The sequence below is a fragment of the Variovorax flavidus genome (genome assembly GCF_030317145.1).
GTDB lineage: Bacteria > Pseudomonadota > Gammaproteobacteria > Burkholderiales > Burkholderiaceae_C > Variovorax > Variovorax flavidus.
This window is the reverse complement of the sequence record NZ_JASZYE010000006.1, coordinates 188,633-204,580: the sequence shown is the minus strand read 5'-3', so window position 1 is coordinate 204,580 and position 15,948 is coordinate 188,633. Positions and strand designations below refer to the sequence as shown.

The 15,948-nt window shown below is 67.3% G+C and carries 16 protein-coding genes; 14 read left to right on the top strand and 2 right to left on the bottom strand.

Features of this window, described 5'->3' with window-relative positions; genetic code table 11:
* Positions 1–89 precede the first annotated feature (89 nt).
* From atzF to QTH90_RS24615, 14 genes are all read left to right on the top strand, one after another.
* Positions 90–1,811 (top strand): allophanate hydrolase, encoded by a 1,722-nt coding sequence (atzF, locus tag QTH90_RS24680; RefSeq protein ID WP_286667199.1) that lies wholly within the window; start codon positions 90–92, stop codon positions 1,809–1,811.
* Between the two features lie 44 nt (positions 1,812–1,855).
* Complete coding sequence (locus QTH90_RS24675) at positions 1,856–2,869, top strand: ABC transporter substrate-binding protein (protein ID WP_286667198.1); 1,014 nt, start codon at positions 1,856–1,858, stop codon at positions 2,867–2,869.
* A 4-nt stretch (positions 2,870–2,873) separates the two neighbouring features.
* Positions 2,874–3,704, top strand: a complete 831-nt coding sequence (locus tag QTH90_RS24670) for an ABC transporter permease (RefSeq protein WP_286667197.1) — start codon at positions 2,874–2,876, stop codon at positions 3,702–3,704.
* Positions 3,701–4,531 carry an ABC transporter ATP-binding protein gene (locus QTH90_RS24665; protein WP_286667196.1) on the top strand — a complete coding sequence of 277 codons (831 nt, stop codon included), beginning with the start codon at positions 3,701–3,703 and terminating at the stop codon, positions 4,529–4,531. The genes QTH90_RS24670 and QTH90_RS24665 overlap by 4 nt, the downstream gene beginning before the upstream one ends.
* 9 nt (positions 4,532–4,540) lie before the next feature.
* Entirely contained in the window at positions 4,541–4,747 is a 207-nt protein-coding gene (locus tag QTH90_RS24660) for a DUF4089 domain-containing protein (RefSeq protein ID WP_286667194.1), read from the top strand.
* Complete coding sequence (locus QTH90_RS24655; RefSeq protein ID WP_286667193.1) at positions 4,744–6,183, top strand: AtzE family amidohydrolase; 1,440 nt, start codon at positions 4,744–4,746, stop codon at positions 6,181–6,183. The genes QTH90_RS24660 and QTH90_RS24655 overlap by 4 nt, the downstream gene beginning before the upstream one ends.
* Before the next feature lie 11 nt (positions 6,184–6,194).
* The gene (hpxZ, locus tag QTH90_RS24650; protein ID WP_286667192.1) at positions 6,195–6,575 is read left to right on the top strand and encodes an oxalurate catabolism protein HpxZ; all 381 of its coding nucleotides are present in this window, start codon (positions 6,195–6,197) and stop codon (positions 6,573–6,575) included.
* A gap of 112 nt (positions 6,576–6,687) precedes the next feature.
* Positions 6,688–7,803, top strand: coding sequence for a BMP family ABC transporter substrate-binding protein (locus QTH90_RS24645; protein WP_286667191.1), 1,116 nt, complete (start codon positions 6,688–6,690; stop codon positions 7,801–7,803).
* A 24-nt stretch (positions 7,804–7,827) separates the two neighbouring features.
* Positions 7,828–8,913, top strand: a complete 1,086-nt coding sequence (locus QTH90_RS24640) for an ABC transporter permease (protein ID WP_286667190.1) — start codon at positions 7,828–7,830, stop codon at positions 8,911–8,913.
* Positions 8,910–9,830: an ABC transporter permease gene (locus QTH90_RS24635; RefSeq protein ID WP_286667189.1), complete on the top strand. Its 921-nt coding sequence runs from the start codon at positions 8,910–8,912 to the stop codon at positions 9,828–9,830. Before QTH90_RS24640 ends, QTH90_RS24635 begins: the two co-directional genes overlap by 4 nt.
* An 11-nt stretch (positions 9,831–9,841) precedes the next feature.
* The gene (gene biuH / locus QTH90_RS24630) at positions 9,842–10,558 is read left to right on the top strand and encodes a biuret amidohydrolase (RefSeq protein WP_286667188.1); all 717 of its coding nucleotides are present in this window, start codon (positions 9,842–9,844) and stop codon (positions 10,556–10,558) included.
* Between the two features lie 19 nt (positions 10,559–10,577).
* Positions 10,578–12,188 (top strand): ABC transporter ATP-binding protein, encoded by a 1,611-nt coding sequence (locus QTH90_RS24625; RefSeq protein WP_286667187.1) that lies wholly within the window; start codon positions 10,578–10,580, stop codon positions 12,186–12,188.
* Positions 12,189–12,237: 49 nt separating this feature from the next.
* Entirely contained in the window at positions 12,238–12,903 is a 666-nt protein-coding gene (locus QTH90_RS24620; RefSeq protein WP_286667186.1) for a cysteine hydrolase family protein, read from the top strand.
* 49 nt (positions 12,904–12,952) lie between these two features.
* The gene (locus QTH90_RS24615; protein WP_286667185.1) at positions 12,953–13,648 is read left to right on the top strand and encodes a GntR family transcriptional regulator; all 696 of its coding nucleotides are present in this window, start codon (positions 12,953–12,955) and stop codon (positions 13,646–13,648) included.
* 2 nt (positions 13,649–13,650) lie between these two features.
* Here the strand turns inward: QTH90_RS24615 and QTH90_RS24610 are convergent, their stop codons facing one another.
* Positions 13,651–14,613, bottom strand: a complete 963-nt coding sequence (locus QTH90_RS24610) for a tripartite tricarboxylate transporter substrate binding protein (protein ID WP_286667184.1) — start codon at positions 14,611–14,613, stop codon at positions 13,651–13,653.
* A 38-nt stretch (positions 14,614–14,651) separates the two neighbouring features.
* A complete protein-coding gene (locus QTH90_RS24605; RefSeq protein WP_286667183.1) occupies positions 14,652–15,911 on the bottom strand; it encodes a flavin-dependent oxidoreductase in 1,260 nt (419 codons plus the stop codon).
* Between the last annotated feature and the right edge of the window lie 37 nt (positions 15,912–15,948).

The following is a 15,948-nucleotide window of genomic DNA, read 5'->3' as shown; positions in this document are numbered from 1 at the left end:
CGCCGTCGATCACGAACTTGCTGGACCCGACGGTTGAGGCCGTTGGCACACCCTTTGCATGTCATCTTGTACACAAGACAGGATGCTTGATGATGGTGCATGAAAGGCGCGTGTCCGAGAACGGGCCAGGGACTTCGTTGAAGGCGCTGGCTGCGGCGGCGTGGATCGCCCGGCTGGACTCGCCGCTGCGTGGCGCTGGCGACGGGCCGCTCGCGGGTCTTCGCTTTGCCGCCAAGGACAACATCGACGTCGCGGGTGTGCCCACCACCGCGGCCTGCCCTGCCTTTGCGCGCACGCCGTCCGTGCATGCGCACGTGGTGCAGCGGCTGCTCGATGCCGGTGCGGATCTGTTGGGCAAGACCAATCTCGACCAGTTCGCCTGCGGCCTCAACGGCACGCGCTCACCTTACGGGGCGGTGCCGAACAGCTTCGATGCGCGCTATGTGTCGGGCGGATCGAGTTCGGGTTCTGCCTATGCGGTGGCGACGGGACAGGTCGATTTCGCGCTGGGCACGGACACGGCGGGCTCCGGCCGTGTGCCCGCGGGGCTCAACAACATCGTCGGCATCAAGCCGTCGCGCGGATTGCTCAGCGCGCGAGGCGTGGTGCCGGCCGCGCAGAGCGTGGATTGCGTGTCGATCTTCGCGCGGACCGTGGGCGTGGCCGCCCGCGTGCTGCACGCCGCAATGGGCTTCGACGCGGAAGACCCGTACTCGCGCAGCCTCTCGCTCACGACGCAGCCCTTCCCCGCGAGCTTCCGTTTCGGCGTGCCGACGGCGCTGCGCTTCTTCGGCGACAGCCAGTCGGCCGCAGCCTTCGACCGCGCCATCGAGCAGATGAAGGCGCTTGGCGGTACACCGGTCGCGATCGACTACGCGCCGCTGGCCGAGGCCGCGGCATTGCTCTACGACAGTGCGCTCGTCGCCGAGCGCTACGCGGCCGTCCGTGAGTTCTTCGACGCGCATGAAGCCGACGTGGTCGAGCCCGTGCGCGGCATCCTCGCGAAGGGCCGCGACTACAGCGCCTCCGACTTCGTCGATGCCCGCGTCAAGCTGCAAGCGCTCGGCCAGCGCGCCGCGGCCATGTGGGGCGACATCGACCTCCTGCTGGTGCCGACCGCGCCCACGCACTACACGATCGAGGCCATGCAGGCGGACCCGGTCGCGCTCAACCGGAATCTCGGCGAGTACACGAACTTCGTGAACCTGCTCGACTACGCCGCCATCTCGGTGCCGGCCAGCCTGCGTGAGGACGGGCTGCCTTTCGGCATCACGCTGATCGGCCGCTGCGGCAGCGATTTCCAGTTGGCCGAACTCGGGCAGCGCTTTCATCACGCGACCGGATTGCCGCTCGGCGCGACGGATGCGCCGATGCCCGCCCCCGAAACATGGCCGGGCATGGCGCCCGCGCAGACGGTCAAGGTCGCCGTGGTTGGCGCGCATCTCTCGGGCATGCCGCTCAACTCGCAATTGACCGAGCGCGGCGCACGGCTCCTGGCCGCGACACACACCGCGCCGTTGTATCGCCTCTACGCCTTGCCCGGCACCGTGCCGCCCAAACCCGGCCTGCTGCGGGTGCAGCCGGGCGAGGGCTCTGCCATCGCGCTGGAAATCTGGGAGATGCCGACGGCGCACTACGGCAGCTTCGTTGCGCTCATTCCCGCGCCGCTGGGCATCGGCAGCCTCACGCTGGCCGACGGCAGCAGCGTGCAGGGCTTCCTGTGCGAAGCGCTCGCGGTGGCGGGCGCCGACGACATCACGCACCTTGGCGGATGGCGGGCCTACATCGCCTCGCGTGCCGCGGTCGCCTGAGCCATTTCAAAACCTGTCCTTTCAAGAACCCTCCGGAGTAATCAATGGCCTTCAAAGTCTCATCGCCTTCCATCGCCACGCCGGCCTCCCGACGTCAGGTGCTCCAGGCAGGCGCGGCCGGCCTGGCCGTGCTCGCGGCACCGGCGCTCGTGCGTGCCCAGGCGGCGACCAAGATCCGCATCGGCTACTGGCCCATCGCAGCGGGGCTGCCTTTCTATGCGGCGGTGGAACAAGGCTTCTTCAAGAGCGCAGGCCTGGATGTCGAAGTGCAGCGCTTCGCCGGTGCGCAGCAGATCATGGAAGCCATGCTCTCCGAACGCTGCGACGGCAGCGCCAACGGCACCGGCTCGGCCAACATCGCCATCGGCGAGATCGCCGCGCCGGGCAGCTTCAAGATCTTCTGCTCGAACCCGAGCAACGTGAAAAACGTGCTCGACGAGATGCTGGTGCCGACGGCCAGCACGGCGAAGACCATGGCCGACCTGAAGGGCAAGCGCGTCGCGTCCGGCCCCGGCATCCAGAACGTGACTCTGGCCAAGACCGTGCTTGAGCGCGGTGGCGCGACCGGCGCCACGGTCGTGGAACTGCCCATCGGCCAGCACGTCGCCGCACTGGCTGCAGGGCAGGTCGACGGCTGCTACACGCTGGAACCCACGGGAACGATCGGACGCCTCAACGGCACCACGCGAGTGCTGGAAGCGGGCGTCATCGCCAAGTACGTGCTCGGCGACCCGATGGCGCCGTGGTTCGGCGGCTCCGCTTCTCTCACCTCGGCCTTCATCAAGAAAAACCCCGACGCCGCGAAGAAGTTCATCACCGCCTACGGCCAGGGCGTGGCCTTCGTGCGCAGCAAGCCGAACGAGGCACGCCAGTACCTCAAGGGCTACACCGCCATCGAAGGCCCGCTCACGGGCGAAGTGCCGCTGGCGGCCTACACCATGTACAACGAGTTCACGCCCGCCGACGTGGCGCACTTCCAGAAGTTCTTCGACCTGTTCTCGGAAAAAGGCATCTTCTCGTCGCGCCTGATGGTCGACTCGATGCTCTACAAGGGGTAAGGCCATGAGCACTCCCGCGTCATCGGGCGCCGCACCCTGGGCTCCGCCGGCCGCTGCCGCGGCTTCCGCGCCGCCGCGCGAATCGCACTGGGTCAAGGCATTGCCCTTCATCGGCCCGGTGGTGCTCTTCATCATCTGGGACCTGGCCGTGCGGCTGGGCTTCATCAAGGCGATCCTGCTGCCGATGCCGGCCGACACCATCGGCACGCTGCTGTCAGGCCTGGCGGGCGGCCCGCTGTTGACCGACTTCGCGGTGACCGTCTGGCGCACGCTGCAGGCCTTCCTCATCGCAGCCATCGTGGGCGTTCCGCTGGGCGTGCTGCTCGGCAGCAACGAGAAGGCCTATCGAAGCGTCGAGTTCCTGATCGACTTCTTCCGCTCCACGCCATCCTCGGCGCTCATCCCGCTGTTCCTGATGATCTTCGGCGTGTCGGACGTCAACAAGGTCGCGATCGCGGCTTTCGGCGCGCTGCTCATCGTGGTGTTCAACAGCGCCTACGGCGTGATGAACGCGCGCAAGCAGCGCGTGATGGCGGCCAAGGTCATGGGTGCATCGCGCTGGCAGATCTTCCGCGACGTGCTGGTATGGGAAAGCCTGCAGCCGAGCTTCGTCGGCCTGCGCTCGGCGGTGTCGATGGCGCTGGTGATCGTGATCGTGGCCGAGATGTTCATCGGCTCCGACAGCGGCCTCGGCCACCGCATCATCAACTCGCAGCAGGTGATGAACGTGAAGGACATGTACGCGTCCATCCTCGCGGCCGGTGCGCTGGGCTATGCGCTCAACATCCTCTTCTTGCTGGCCGAGCGTCGCATCGTGCACTGGAGCGGACGATGAGAACCGTCGACAACGTCATCAACGGGCCCGTCTATGCCGACGTGCCCAAGCCCGTCTTCACGCCCGGCCCGGCCGGCACTCACATCACCATCCGGGGGCTCACCAAGCACTTCGCGGGCTGGCCGCTGTACGAGAACTTCGACCTCGACATCCCCAAGCACAAGATCGTTTCGGTCTTCGGGCCCAACGGCTGCGGCAAGTCGACGCTGATCAACATGATCGCGGGGCTCATCCCGATCGATTCCGGCGAGATCCTGTTCGACGGCAAGTCGCTCAAGGACACCAAGATCGGCTACGTGTTCCAGAACTATCGCGAGGCGATGTTCCCGTGGATGCGCACCATCGACAACATCGCCTACCCGCTGAAGCTCGAAGGCCGTTCCAAGGCGGAGGTGGACCGGCGGATGCAGGAACTGGTGGCTTCGTTCGACGTCAAGTTCGACCTCAAGCGCTATCCCTATGAGTTGTCGGGCGGGCAGCAGCAGACTGCTTCGATCATGCGCGCACTGGCGCCGAACCCGGAGGTGCTGTTCCTCGACGAGCCTTTCTCGGCGCTCGACTTCGAGATGACGCTCTTCATCCGCGAGAAGCTGCAGGAGGTGTTCATGCAGACCGGCACGACGATGCTGCTGGTCTCGCACGACCTGGAGGAGGCCGTGTACCTGGCCGACCAGGTGTTGCTGCTGACCAAGCGCCCGACCAAGGTGGCCGAGATCCTCGACTACGGCGATGCGCGACCGCGCACGCTGGAGACGCTGAGCTCGGCCAGCTTCGTGAGCATGAAGAAGCTGAGCCTCGAGATATTCCAGCGCGAAGTGCGCCGATAGGGAGCCACCATGACGCCCGCACAGATCGAATCCTATGTGGATGCCACATCGGCTGCCCTGGGCCTGAATTTGCGGCCCGACCACCGTCCCGGCGTCGTACGCTTCTTCGGGTTGGCCGCCGAGTTCGCCGCGCTCGTGGAGGCCGTCCCGCTCGGCCCGCACGACGAGTCCGCGGTGAACTTCACGCCGGTCGAACCGCGGGAGAAGGAAGCATGAGCGCCTCTCCTGACGGCATCGCTGCCCTGCTTCAGAAGGACGGCTGCGCCATGGCGGCTGCCGTGCAGTCCAAGGCAGTCAGCGCCGTGGCGCTCGTGCAGGCCAGCCTGGATCGCATCGAGGCGACGAACGGTCGGGTGAACGCCTTCACCGATGTGGTCCGTGAGCGCGCGCTGCGGAGGGCCGCACAGATCGATGCCTCGCTGTTCTCCGACAGGGGCGCGCGCACGCGCGAGCTGCCGCTGCTCGGTGTGCCCTTCGCAGTGAAGAATCTTTTCGACATCGCCGGCCTGCCGACGCTGGCCGGCTCGAAGATCGAGCGCGAGAGCCCTCCCGCGCGCAGCGATGCGGAACTGGTCCGCCGGTTGGAGAACGCCGGAGCGGTGTTGGTCGGTGCGCTCAACATGGACGAGTACGCCTACGGCTTCACCACCGAGAACAGCCACGTCGGCGCGGCGCACAACCCGCATGATCTGTCGCGCATCGCCGGTGGGTCGTCGGGCGGCTCCGGCGCCGCTGTGGCCGCGGGGCAGGTGCCGCTGACCTTGGGTTCCGACACCAACGGATCGATCCGCGTCCCGGCCTCGCTGTGCGGTGTGTTCGGACTCAAGCCAACCTTCGGCCGCCTGCCGCGCACGGGCAGCTATCCCTTCGTGTCGAGCCTCGATCACCTGGGGCCCTTCGCACGTTCGGTGCGCGATCTCGCGCTGGCCTACGATCTGATGCAAGGGCCGGAAACTGTCGGACTCCGCGACCCCGGCTGCGCGCAGCGCGAGGTCGAGTTGGCGACGCCAGCGATTTCGCGTGGCCTGCAAGGACTTCGCATCGGCGTGCTGGGTGGCTACTTTCGCGAGCGGGCCCAACCCGAGGCGTTGACCGCTGTCGATGCCGTCGCGCAGGCCCTGGGTGCGAGCCAGACGGTCGAGCTGCCGATGGTCGAGGCCGGGCGCGCAGCGGCCTTCCTCATCACCAATTCCGAAGGCGCGGCGCTGCACCTGCCCGACCTGCGCACCCGCGCCCACGACTTCGAGCCCTTGTCGCGCGACCGATTCCTCGCCGGTGCGTTGCTCCCGGCCGCATGGATCGCGCGTGCGCAGCGTGTGCGGCGGCTCTACGCGGAGCAGGTCGCGCGGCTGTTCGAGCGCTTCGATGTGCTGCTCGCCGCAGCGACGCCCTGCGCGGCGACGCCCATCGGCGCCGAGTGGTTCGAGATCAACGGCCAGCGCCTGCCCGTGCGCCCCAGCATGGGCGTGCTGACCCAACCCATTTCGTGCATCGGCCTGCCGGTCTGCGCCGTGCCCGTGTGGGGCGCCCACCCGGACCTGCCGATCGGCGTGCAGGTCATTGCCGCGCCCTGGCGCGAAGACCTCGTGCTGCGCGTCGCCGCCGCACTCGAATCGGCCGGCGTCGCGCAAGCGCCCGTGGCCACGCTCTGACAAAGGAAGCGATGAACACCCCCATCAACCTGCCCGAAGTGCTGGCCGAAGTGACGGCCGCATTCGAGCGCTACGAAGATGCACTGGTCCATAACAAGGTCGAGATCCTCGATGAACTGTTCTGGAACAGCCCGCACACCTTGCGCTACGGTGCCACCGAGAACCTCTACGGCTACCAGGAGATCCAGTCCTTCCGCGCATCGCGCCCCTCGCAGGGCCTGGCGCGCGAGATCCTGCGCACCGCCATCACCACCTACGGCCACGACTTCGCGACCGCCAACATCGAATTCCGCCGCGAAGGAAGCACAAAGACGGGGCGCCAGAGCCAGACATGGATGCGCACCGCCCAAGGCTGGCGCGTCGTGGCGGCGCATGTGAGCCTGATGGGCTGATTTCTGCGCCCAAACCGGCGGCTTGCGCTGGTACGGTTTATGCACACCGTCTTGTATCCAAGACAGGATTACCCGGCCCTCCGAACCCTCCCACATCTTCAGGAGCAGCAGCATGAGCCAGTTCAATCGTCGCGATTCCCTCAAGTCCCTCGCAGCACTGGCCTCCGCCACCACGCTGGGTGGATGGAGTGCCCTCGCCAGCGCGCAGAAGCCGCTGACGGTCGGTGTGATCTACGTCGGCCCGCGCGACGACTACGGCTACAACCAGGCGCACGCGCAGGCGGCGGCCGAGTTGAAGAAGCTGCCCGGCATCAAGGTGGTCGAGGAAGAGAACGTGCCCGAGACCGCGGCCGTGCAGAAGACCATGACCGGGATGATCGCGCAGGATGGTGCGGGCCTTCTGTTCCCGACATCCTTCGGCTATTTCGACCCGCACATCCTGGCCGTGGCGCCGAAGAATCCGGACGTGCGTTTCTCGCACTGCGGCGGCCTCTGGACGGAAGGCAAGCATCCCAAGAACGTCGGCAGCTTCTTCGGCTACATCGACGAGTGCCAGTTTCTCAACGGCGTGATCGCCGGCCACATGACGAAGAGCAACAAGATCGCCTTCGTCGCCGCCAAGCCGATTCCGCAGGTGCTGCGCAACATCAACGCGTTCACGATGGGCGCGCGCTCGGTCAAGCCCGGCATCACCTGCAGCGTGATCTTCACGGGCGACTGGTCGATGGCCGTCAAGGAAGCGGAAGCCACCAACAGCCTCGCCGACCAGGGGTGCGACGTGTTCACGATGCACGTCGATGGGCCCAAGGTGATCGTCGAGACGGCTGCCAAGCGCGGCAAGATGGTGTGCGGCTACCACGCGAGCCAGGCCAAGCTGGCGCCCAACGCGTACCTCACCGGTGCCGAGTGGAACTGGCTCACCGCCTACAAGACGGTCGTCGAAGCGGCGCAGACCGGCAAGCCGCATCCGAACTTCCTGCGCGGTGGCCTGAAGGAAGGCTACGTGAAGATGTCGCCCTACGGCCCGATGGTCACCGACGCGGCCAAGAAGAACGCCGACGACATCAAGGCCAAGATGCTTGCGGGCACCTTCGACATCTTCAGCGGTCCGCTCAAGGACAACAAGGGCGCGGTCGTGATCGCCGGCGGCAAGACGTTCAAGCAGACGGACCTGGAGTTGGAGAAGATGAACTACCTGGTCGAGGGTGTGGTCGGCTCCATCGGATAAGCATCCCCGTACTGCGAGCCGACGATGCGCGACGCACTGAAAGAAATCGCTCTGCCGGTGTTCGCCATCGCGGCGGCGCTGCTCCTGTTCGGCGTGTTCGTCTGGTTCGCCGGCGTGAGTCCGCTGGAAGTGTGGGTCATCCTCTTCAAGGGCGCGTTCGGCGACTGGTTCTCCTGGCAGAACACGCTGCAGCGGGCGGCACCGTTGATGCTCACGGCGCTCTGCGTTGCGATCCCCGCACGCGCGGGGCTGGTGATCATCGGCGGGGAGGGCGCGGTCGTGCTGGGCGGGCTGGCCTGCGCGGCATTGCCTTACGTGCTGCCGCTGCCGGCCAACATCGCGGGCACGGTGGCGTTGTGCATTGCGGGCGCGGTCGCCGGTGCCGCGTGGATCGCACTTGCGGGCTGGCTCCGCCAATACCGCGGCATCAACGAGACCATCAGCAGCCTGCTGCTGGCGTATGTTGCGATCGGCCTCTTCAAGCATCTTGTCGAAGGTGTTCTGCGTGACCCGGCCAGCCTCAACAAGCCCGCGACGCGCTCGCTGGCGGACGGGTTGGCGATCGGCGGCATCGGCGGTTCCGATGTGCATTGGGGGCTGGTGATCGGCGTGGTCGCTTGCCTCGTGTCGGGGCTGTGGCTGCGGGCCACTGCCTCGGGCTTCTCGGTGCGCGTGGTGGGCGGGAATCCGCGTACAGCCCAACTGGTCGGCCTGCCGGCCAACCGGCTCATCCTCGCTGCCTGCGGACTGGGCGGGGCCTGCGCCGGGGTTGCTGGTGCGGTGGAGGTGGCGGCGGTCCATACCAACGCCAATGCGTCGCTCATCGCGGGCTATGGGTATGCGGGCATCCTGGTGTCGTTCATCGCGCGCCACAACCCGGTCGCGGTGATTCCCGTCGCGATCCTGTTCGGCGGCTTTGGCGCCGCGGGCAGCCTGCTGCAACGCCGCCTCGGCCTGCCCGACGCATCGGTGCTGGTGTTGCAGGGGATGGCTTTCGTGCTGATCCTGGCGAGCGAAGGCCTGCGCATGATCGACTGGAAAGCGCTGTTCAGGAATCGCGCGCCACTTGTCGCGCAGCCCTCGCCGATGGCGAAAGAGGTCGCGCAATGACCGCCGACCAATGGATTGCGCTGGTCGCCGGCATCGTCGGCGGCGCCTTGCGGGTCGGCGCGCCCTTCCTCTTCGTGAGCCTCGGCGAGTGCCTGACCGAGAAGTCTGGCCGCATCAACCTCGGCCTCGAAGGCGTGCTCGTGCTCTCGGCGATGGCCTCCTTCGGCGGCGCATGGCTCACCGGATCGGCATGGCTCGGCGTGTTGATCGGCGGCATCGTCGGCGCGGCGCTGGCCTTGCTCCACGGCCTCCTGTGTTCGCTCGACCGGGTCAACGATGTCGCGACCGGCATCGCGCTGATGCTGTTCGGCACCGGGCTCGCCTTCTACCTGGGCAAGCCGCTGATCCAGCCGCAGGCGCCGCAACTGCCTGCCATCCCGCTGGGCAACTGGAGCGACAACCCGGTCATCCGCTCGGCGCTGCAGGTGAATTCGCTGGTGCCCGTCGGCATCGTCCTCGCGGTGCTGCTGTGGTGGGGCTTTGCGCGCACGCGCGCCGGGTTGCTCGTGCGCATGGCGGGTGATTCGGCCAATGCCACGCGAGCGTTGGGCTATTCCGTCGCCGGGTTGCGCATCGCGGCCACCACGGCGGGCGGCTTTATCGCGGGGCTGGGCGGTGCGTCGCTCACGCTGTTCTACCCGGGCAGCTGGAACGAAGGCATCTCCAGCGGGCAGGGCCTGATCGCGGTGGCGCTGGTGATCTTCGCGCGCTGGAGCCCGCTGCGGTGCATCGGCGCGGCGCTGCTGTTCGGTGGCGCGGGCGCGATCGGCCCGGCGCTGCAATCGATCGGCGTGGGCTGGGGCTACCACCTCTTCAACACGGTGCCTTACGTGCTGACGCTCGTCATTCTGGTGCTGACCTGCAAGCCGGGCAGCGTGGCCGCAGGAAGTCCCGGCGAGCTTTCCTCCACACGTTGATCAGCCGACCCATGAGCACCTCCACCCCATCGCCCGAGCGCTTCGTCGCCGCCAACCCGTATCCGTGGCCCTACAACGGCGCGCTGCGGCCCGACAACACCGCCCTCATCGTGATCGACATGCAGACGGATTTCTGCGGCAAGGGCGGCTATGTCGATGTGATGGGCTACGACCTGTCGCTGGTGCAGGCGCCGATCGAGCCGATCGCGCGCACGCTCGCCCGGTTGCGGCCGCTGGGTTTCCACATCATCCACACGCGCGAAGGGCATCGCCCCGATCTCGCCGATCTGCCGCCTAACAAGCGCTGGCGGTCGCGCCAGATCGGCGCCGAGGGCGTGGGCATCGGCGACGCGGGGCCTTGCGGTCGCATCCTGGTGCGGGGCGAGCCGGGCTGGGAAATCATCCCGGCGCTGGCGCCTCTCGATGGCGAGGTGGTCATCGACAAGCCGGGCAAGGGATCGTTCTACGCGACGGACCTCGAACTGGTGCTGCGCACGCGCGGCATCGAGAACCTCATCCTCGCCGGCATCACGACCGACGTGTGCGTGCACACGACGATGCGCGATGCCAATGACCGCGGGTTCGAGTGCCTGCTGCTGTCGGACTGCACGGCAGCGACCGACCACGGCAACCATCTGGCGGCGCTCAAGATGATCACCATGCAGGGCGGCGTGTTCGGCGCGCACGCGCCCTCGGGTGCCTTGCTCGACGCGCTGTCGGCGTCGTAGAACCGAGATCCTCCGCACCATGATCGCTCCCGTCGACCCGATGCCCCCTGCCACCGGCGCGCTGGCGCTGGACACCTACGAGCTGACCAAGCGCTTCGGCACCTTCACGGCAATGGACCGGGTGACGATGCACGTCGAGCCCGGCACGGTGCACGCGCTGCTCGGCGAGAACGGGGCGGGCAAGAGCACGCTGGTGAAGTGCGTGGCGGGCTTCCAGCGCGCGGAGGAGGGGAGCATCCTGATCGACGGCCGCGAGCAGGACATCGCGAACCCGATCGTCGCGCGGGCGCTCGGCATCGGCATGGTCTACCAGCACTTCACGCTGGCACCGGGCATGACGGTGGCGGAGAACCTGTTGCTGGCCGGCGGCAAGACGCCGGCGGTGATCGACTGGAAGACGACGCGCGCGGAGCTCACGAAATTCCTGGCGACGACGCCGTTCAGCCTGGACCTCGACATGCGCCCGTCCGAGCTGGCGGCGGGCGAGAAGCAGAAGCTGGAGCTGCTGAAGCAGCTGTACCTGAAGCCGCGTCTGTTGATCCTGGACGAGCCGACCTCGGTCCTGACGCCGCAGGAAGCCGACGAGGTGCTGGGGCATGTGCGCGAGTTCGCGCGAAGCGGGCTGTGCACGGTGCTGATCATCACGCACAAGTTCCGCGAGGTGATGTCGTACGCCGACAGCGTGACGGTGCTGCGACGCGGCAAGGCGGTGCACCACTGCAAGGTCTCGGAGACCAATCCGGCCAGGCTCGCGGCGGCGATGATGGGTGAGGGTGAAGCGCCGCCGCCTGAAGGTGACACGGCGGCGCCGGTCGGGCGTGCGCTGCATTCGATGAACGATACGGCCGCCGATGCGCCCGTTGCACTGCGGGTCGAAGGGCTGCAGGCGCAGGGTGACCGGGGAACGCTGGCGGTGCATGACCTGAGTCTCAGCGTGCGCTCGGGCGAGATCCTCGGCGTGGCGGGTGTCTCGGGCAATGGTCAACGCGAGTTGGTCGAAGCGCTGGTGGGCCAGCGGCCGAGGCTGGCCGGACAGGTGACGGTGATGGGCGAACCCTACGCGGCGCGGCGCGAAGAGAACCGGCGCCTGAAGGTTCGCAGCCTTCCAGAGGAGCCTTTGCGCAATGCCTGTGTCGGCGACCTGAGCGTGGCGGAGAACATGGCGTTGCGAGATTTCGATCAACCGCCGTTGGCGTGGAAAGCATTCGGTGCGGGGGTGCTCAATTTCCCGCTGTGGCGCAGCAGGGCGCGCGAGTGGATTGCCGAGTACGGGGTCAAGACGCAGGGGGAGGGCGCGCCGATCCGCTCCCTCTCTGGTGGCAACGTGCAGCGCGCGGTGCTTGCGCGCGAACTGGCCGGGGATATCAATGTGCTGATCGCGGCGAATCCGGTGTTCGGGCTGGACTTCGCGGCTGTCGCGGAAATCCACAGCCGCATCGTGCAGGTGCGGGCGCGCGGCGGGGCTGTGCTGCTGATCAGTGAGGACCTCGACGAACTGCTGGAGATGGCGGATCGCATCGTGGTCATGAGCGAAGGGCGCGTGGTGTTCGAGACCGCCGCTGCTACGGCCGAGAGGCACGTGCTGGGGGCGCACATGGGGGGTGGGGATCACTCTGCGGTGGCTGCATGAGTCGGTTGCGCCTCCAACGTCTTCGACCGATGCCGAACGAAAGCCATCCATGCACATAGAAGCCAACCCCTTCGCATACGAATTCGATCCGGCAAAGACCGCCCTGGTCCTCATCGACATGCAGCGGGACTTCATCGAACCGGGCGGGTTCGGCGAGACCCTGGGCAACGACGTCTCCTTGCTGGAGGCCATCGTGCCGGCCACGAAGAAGACGCTCGAAGCCTGGCGGGAAGCAGGCGGCCTGGTGGTCCACACGCGCGAGGCGCACAAGCCCGATCTTTCGGACTGTCCGCCCGCCAAGCGCAATCGCGGCAATCCGACCTTGCGCATCGGCGACGAAGGGCCGATGGGGCGCATCCTGGTGATGGGTGAACCGGGCAACCAGATCATCGACGCGCTCGCGCCGATCGAAGGCGAGATCGTCGTGGACAAGCCCGGCAAAGGGGCCTTCTATGCCACCGGCCTGCACGAGATGCTGAAGCGGCGCGGCATCACGCACCTTCTGTTCGGTGGCGTGACCACCGAAGTCTGCGTGCAGACCAGCATGCGCGAAGCCAATGACCGCGGCTACGACTGCCTGCTGCTGGAAGACTGCACCGAGAGCTACTTTCCCGCCTTCAAGGCGGCAGCCGTCGAGATGATCCGCGCCCAGGGCGCCATCGTCGGCTGGACGGCACCGAGCGCCGCACTTCTGGCCGCACTCGGCAAGCACTAACATCCCCCTCGTGTCCTCTGTCCGATCTCCGTCCGCGCCCTCCGAGCCCGTGGCTCCAGATCCCGCGTTTCGCACGCGAGCCGATCAGGTCTACGCGCAACTCAAGCGCGACGTGGCCGAATTCAGCCTGGTCCCCGGCGACCGGTTCACCGAGAACGAAATCAGCGAACGGCTCGGCGTCTCGCGCACGCCCGTGCGGCAGGCGCTGTTCAGGCTGCAGCAGGAAGGCTTCGTCGAAGTCCTGTTTCGCAGCGGCTGGCGCGTGCTGCCTTTCGACTTCGATCAGTTCGAGCAACTCTACGACCTGCGCATGGTGCTGGAGACCACGGCAGTGCATCGGCTCTGCGAAAGCGACCATCGCGTCGACCGCAGCCTGGTCGAGGCGCTGGCCGGCATCTGGCTCGTGCCGACTGCGCAGCGCAGTTCGGACACCGTGCAGGTGGCGCAGTGGGACGAGGAGTTTCATTGCTCGCTCGTCGCCGCCGCCGGCAATGCCGAGATGGCGCGCGTGCATCGCGACGTGACCGACCGCATCCGCATCATCCGGCGGCTGGATTTCACCAAGCAGCCGCGCATCGACGCCACCTACGACGAGCACGCCAAGATCCTGAAGGCGATTCGCGCCAACCGTGGCGATCAGGCGGCGATGCTGCTGCGCGCGCACATCGAGACCAGCCAGTCCGAGGTGCGCAAGATCACGCTGCACCAGGTGCACATGGCGCGGCATGCGGGCCGCGCGCGCTGAGTTCAGTCCGCGGTGATGCCGCCGCGCTGAACCACGTCCGCCCAACGCTTGGCGTCCTTCTGGATCAGTGCGCCGAATTCTTCAGGCGTCGACGAGGCGGGCACCATGCCTTGCGATTCGAAGGCGGTCGCTACTTCGGGCAGCTTCAGGATCGCGCCGATCTCCTTGTTGAGGCGTGCGACCACGGCCGGCGAGGTGCCCTTGGGCGCGAGCACCCCGTACCACATGTCCACGTTGCCGCCCTTGATGCCGGCTTCCGCCAGCGTCGGCACGTTCGGCAACTGCGGCAGGCGCTTGTCGCTACCGGTCGCGATTGCCCTGAGCTTGCCGGCCTGGATATGTTGCAGCCCGACGTGCACCGGCAGGAACATGTAGTCGATGCGGCCGCCCAGCAGGTCCGTCACCGCGCCGGCCGTGCCCTTGTAGGGCACATGCAGCATCTCGGTGCCGGTGTTCTGCATCAGCAAGGCCATCGACAGGTGGTGAGGCGTTCCGACGCCGGGCGTCGCATAGGTCAGCTTGCCGGGCTCGGCCTTCGCGGCCGCGACCATCTGGGCCACGGTAGTCGTCTTCTGCACGTTGGGATTGGTCACCAGCAGCAGCGTGCCCCAGGACGTGAGCGACACCGGCGTGAAGTCGGCGATGGGGTCGTAGGCGAGCGACTTGTAGAGGCTCTTGTTCATCACCAGCGTGTTGACCTGCACCATCAGGGTGTAGCCGTCGGGCTTGGCGCGAGCCACCTTCTCGCTGCCGATGTTGCCGCTGGCGCCGGGCACGTTGTCGACGATCACCGGCTGGCCGAGCACGGCGGGCAGGCGGACGGACAACTGGCGCGCGATCAGGTCGATGCCCGTGCCGGGCGTGTAGGGCACCACCAGCGTGATCGGCTGGTCGGGCCATGCGTGGGCAGCCACGGCGCCGGCTGCCATCGCGAGGGCGGCCAGGATCTTCTTGAACGGTCGCATGGATGTCTCCTTGTAGTTCTGCGTGAAAGGCGTGTTCTTCAGAGATAGGAAGGGCGCGATTTCAGCGCCGCCGGGTCGTAGCCGGCCACCTGCTTGTAGTTGTCGGAGATGGCTTGCAGCTCCTGCTGCGTCACGAACTCTTCCAGGCGGTCGAAACGCCGGCCACCGGAGCGTTCGAACACCTCGCGCAGGATCGCGTCGGGCGGATTGCTGCGATTGGTCAGCACGACGTTGGTGGTTGCCTTGACGCGCACGCGGTCGTAGTCCTCTAGCGCTGCGTTGCCGACGCCCAGCTTGCGCAGCGCACCCGCGAGGTAGCGCGCATCGATGATGGCCTGCCCGGCGCCGTTCGAGCCGCGCGGCACCATCGGGTGGGCCGCGTCGCCCAGCAGCGTCAGCCGGCCGTGCGTCCACTTCGGCAGCGGGTCCTGGTCGACCATGGGGTATTCGAGGATCGAGTCCGAGGAGCGGATCAGCGCCGGCACGTCGAGCCAGTCGAAGTGCCAGTCCTCGAAGGCCGGGAGAAAGTCCTCGAGGCGGCCGGGGCGGCTCCAGTCCTGGAGCGCGGGTTGCGGAGCGTGGATTTCGGCGACCCAGTTGATGAGCTGGTTGCCTTGGCCGTCCACGTTGTCGCGGATCGGGTAGATCACCATCTTGCCCTGGTCGAGCCAGCCCGCGCGCACCATGCTCGCGCCCGAGAGAAAGGGTTTGTGCACGGCGGTGCCGCGCCACATGTTGACGCCCGAGTAGCGCGGCGCGCCTTCGTCCGGATAGAACTGCTTGCGCAGCACCGAGTGGATGCCGTCGCAGCCCACGGCGATCGATCCGCGCACGCTGGGCAGCGGCGAGCCGTCCGGCGCGGTGAAGCGCGCGGTGACGCCGGTATCGTCCTGGTCCACGCCCGCGCAGCGGTGGCCGCACACCACGGCATCGGCGCCGAGTCGCTCGCGCGTCGCCTGGAGCAGCGCGGTGTGCAGGTCGCCGCGGTGGATCGAATACTGGGGCCAGTCGTAGCCCGCCGCCGTTCCGGCCGCTTCGCGAAACACCAGCTGGCCGTGCGAATTGAAGAAGACCGCCTCCTTGGTCCGCACGCCGACCGCATCGAGCGCGGCCATGAGGCCGAGTTCGCTCAGTTCGCGCGCCGCGTGCGGCAGCAGGTTGACGCCCACGCCGAGGGGCTTCAGCTCCGGCACCGCCTCATAGACCCGGCACGCGATGCCGGCCTGGTGCAGGCTCAACGCCAGGGTCAGTCCGCCAATGCCGGCGCCCAGCACGATCACTTCGGTTTGATGGCTCATGTCTCGGTTCGCCCTTCTTTGTCCTGCATCAAGAAAA

What these genes read in the sequence shown, in the direction of transcription:
- QTH90_RS24675 (WP_286667198.1), top strand. Translation starts at nt 1,856, where the DNA reads ATGGCCTTCAAAGTCTCATCGCCTTCCATCGCCACGCCGGCCTCCCGA.
- QTH90_RS24660 (WP_286667194.1), top strand. Translation starts at nt 4,541, where the DNA reads ATGACGCCCGCACAGATCGAATCCTATGTGGATGCCACATCGGCTGCC.
- atzF (WP_286667199.1), top strand. Translation starts at nt 90, where the DNA reads ATGATGGTGCATGAAAGGCGCGTGTCCGAGAACGGGCCAGGGACTTCG.
- QTH90_RS24640 (WP_286667190.1), top strand. Translation starts at nt 7,828, where the DNA reads ATGCGCGACGCACTGAAAGAAATCGCTCTGCCGGTGTTCGCCATCGCG.
- QTH90_RS24665 (WP_286667196.1), top strand. Translation starts at nt 3,701, where the DNA reads ATGAGAACCGTCGACAACGTCATCAACGGGCCCGTCTATGCCGACGTG.
- QTH90_RS24635 (WP_286667189.1), top strand. Translation starts at nt 8,910, where the DNA reads ATGACCGCCGACCAATGGATTGCGCTGGTCGCCGGCATCGTCGGCGGC.
- QTH90_RS24670 (WP_286667197.1), top strand. Translation starts at nt 2,874, where the DNA reads ATGAGCACTCCCGCGTCATCGGGCGCCGCACCCTGGGCTCCGCCGGCC.
- QTH90_RS24620 (WP_286667186.1), top strand. Translation starts at nt 12,238, where the DNA reads ATGCACATAGAAGCCAACCCCTTCGCATACGAATTCGATCCGGCAAAG.
- QTH90_RS24610 (WP_286667184.1), bottom strand. Translation starts at nt 14,613, where the DNA reads ATGCGACCGTTCAAGAAGATCCTGGCCGCCCTCGCGATGGCAGCCGGC.
- hpxZ (WP_286667192.1), top strand. Translation starts at nt 6,195, where the DNA reads ATGAACACCCCCATCAACCTGCCCGAAGTGCTGGCCGAAGTGACGGCC.
- QTH90_RS24625 (WP_286667187.1), top strand. Translation starts at nt 10,578, where the DNA reads ATGATCGCTCCCGTCGACCCGATGCCCCCTGCCACCGGCGCGCTGGCG.
- QTH90_RS24605 (WP_286667183.1), bottom strand. Translation starts at nt 15,911, where the DNA reads ATGAGCCATCAAACCGAAGTGATCGTGCTGGGCGCCGGCATTGGCGGA.
- QTH90_RS24655 (WP_286667193.1), top strand. Translation starts at nt 4,744, where the DNA reads ATGAGCGCCTCTCCTGACGGCATCGCTGCCCTGCTTCAGAAGGACGGC.
- QTH90_RS24645 (WP_286667191.1), top strand. Translation starts at nt 6,688, where the DNA reads ATGAGCCAGTTCAATCGTCGCGATTCCCTCAAGTCCCTCGCAGCACTG.
- biuH (WP_286667188.1), top strand. Translation starts at nt 9,842, where the DNA reads ATGAGCACCTCCACCCCATCGCCCGAGCGCTTCGTCGCCGCCAACCCG.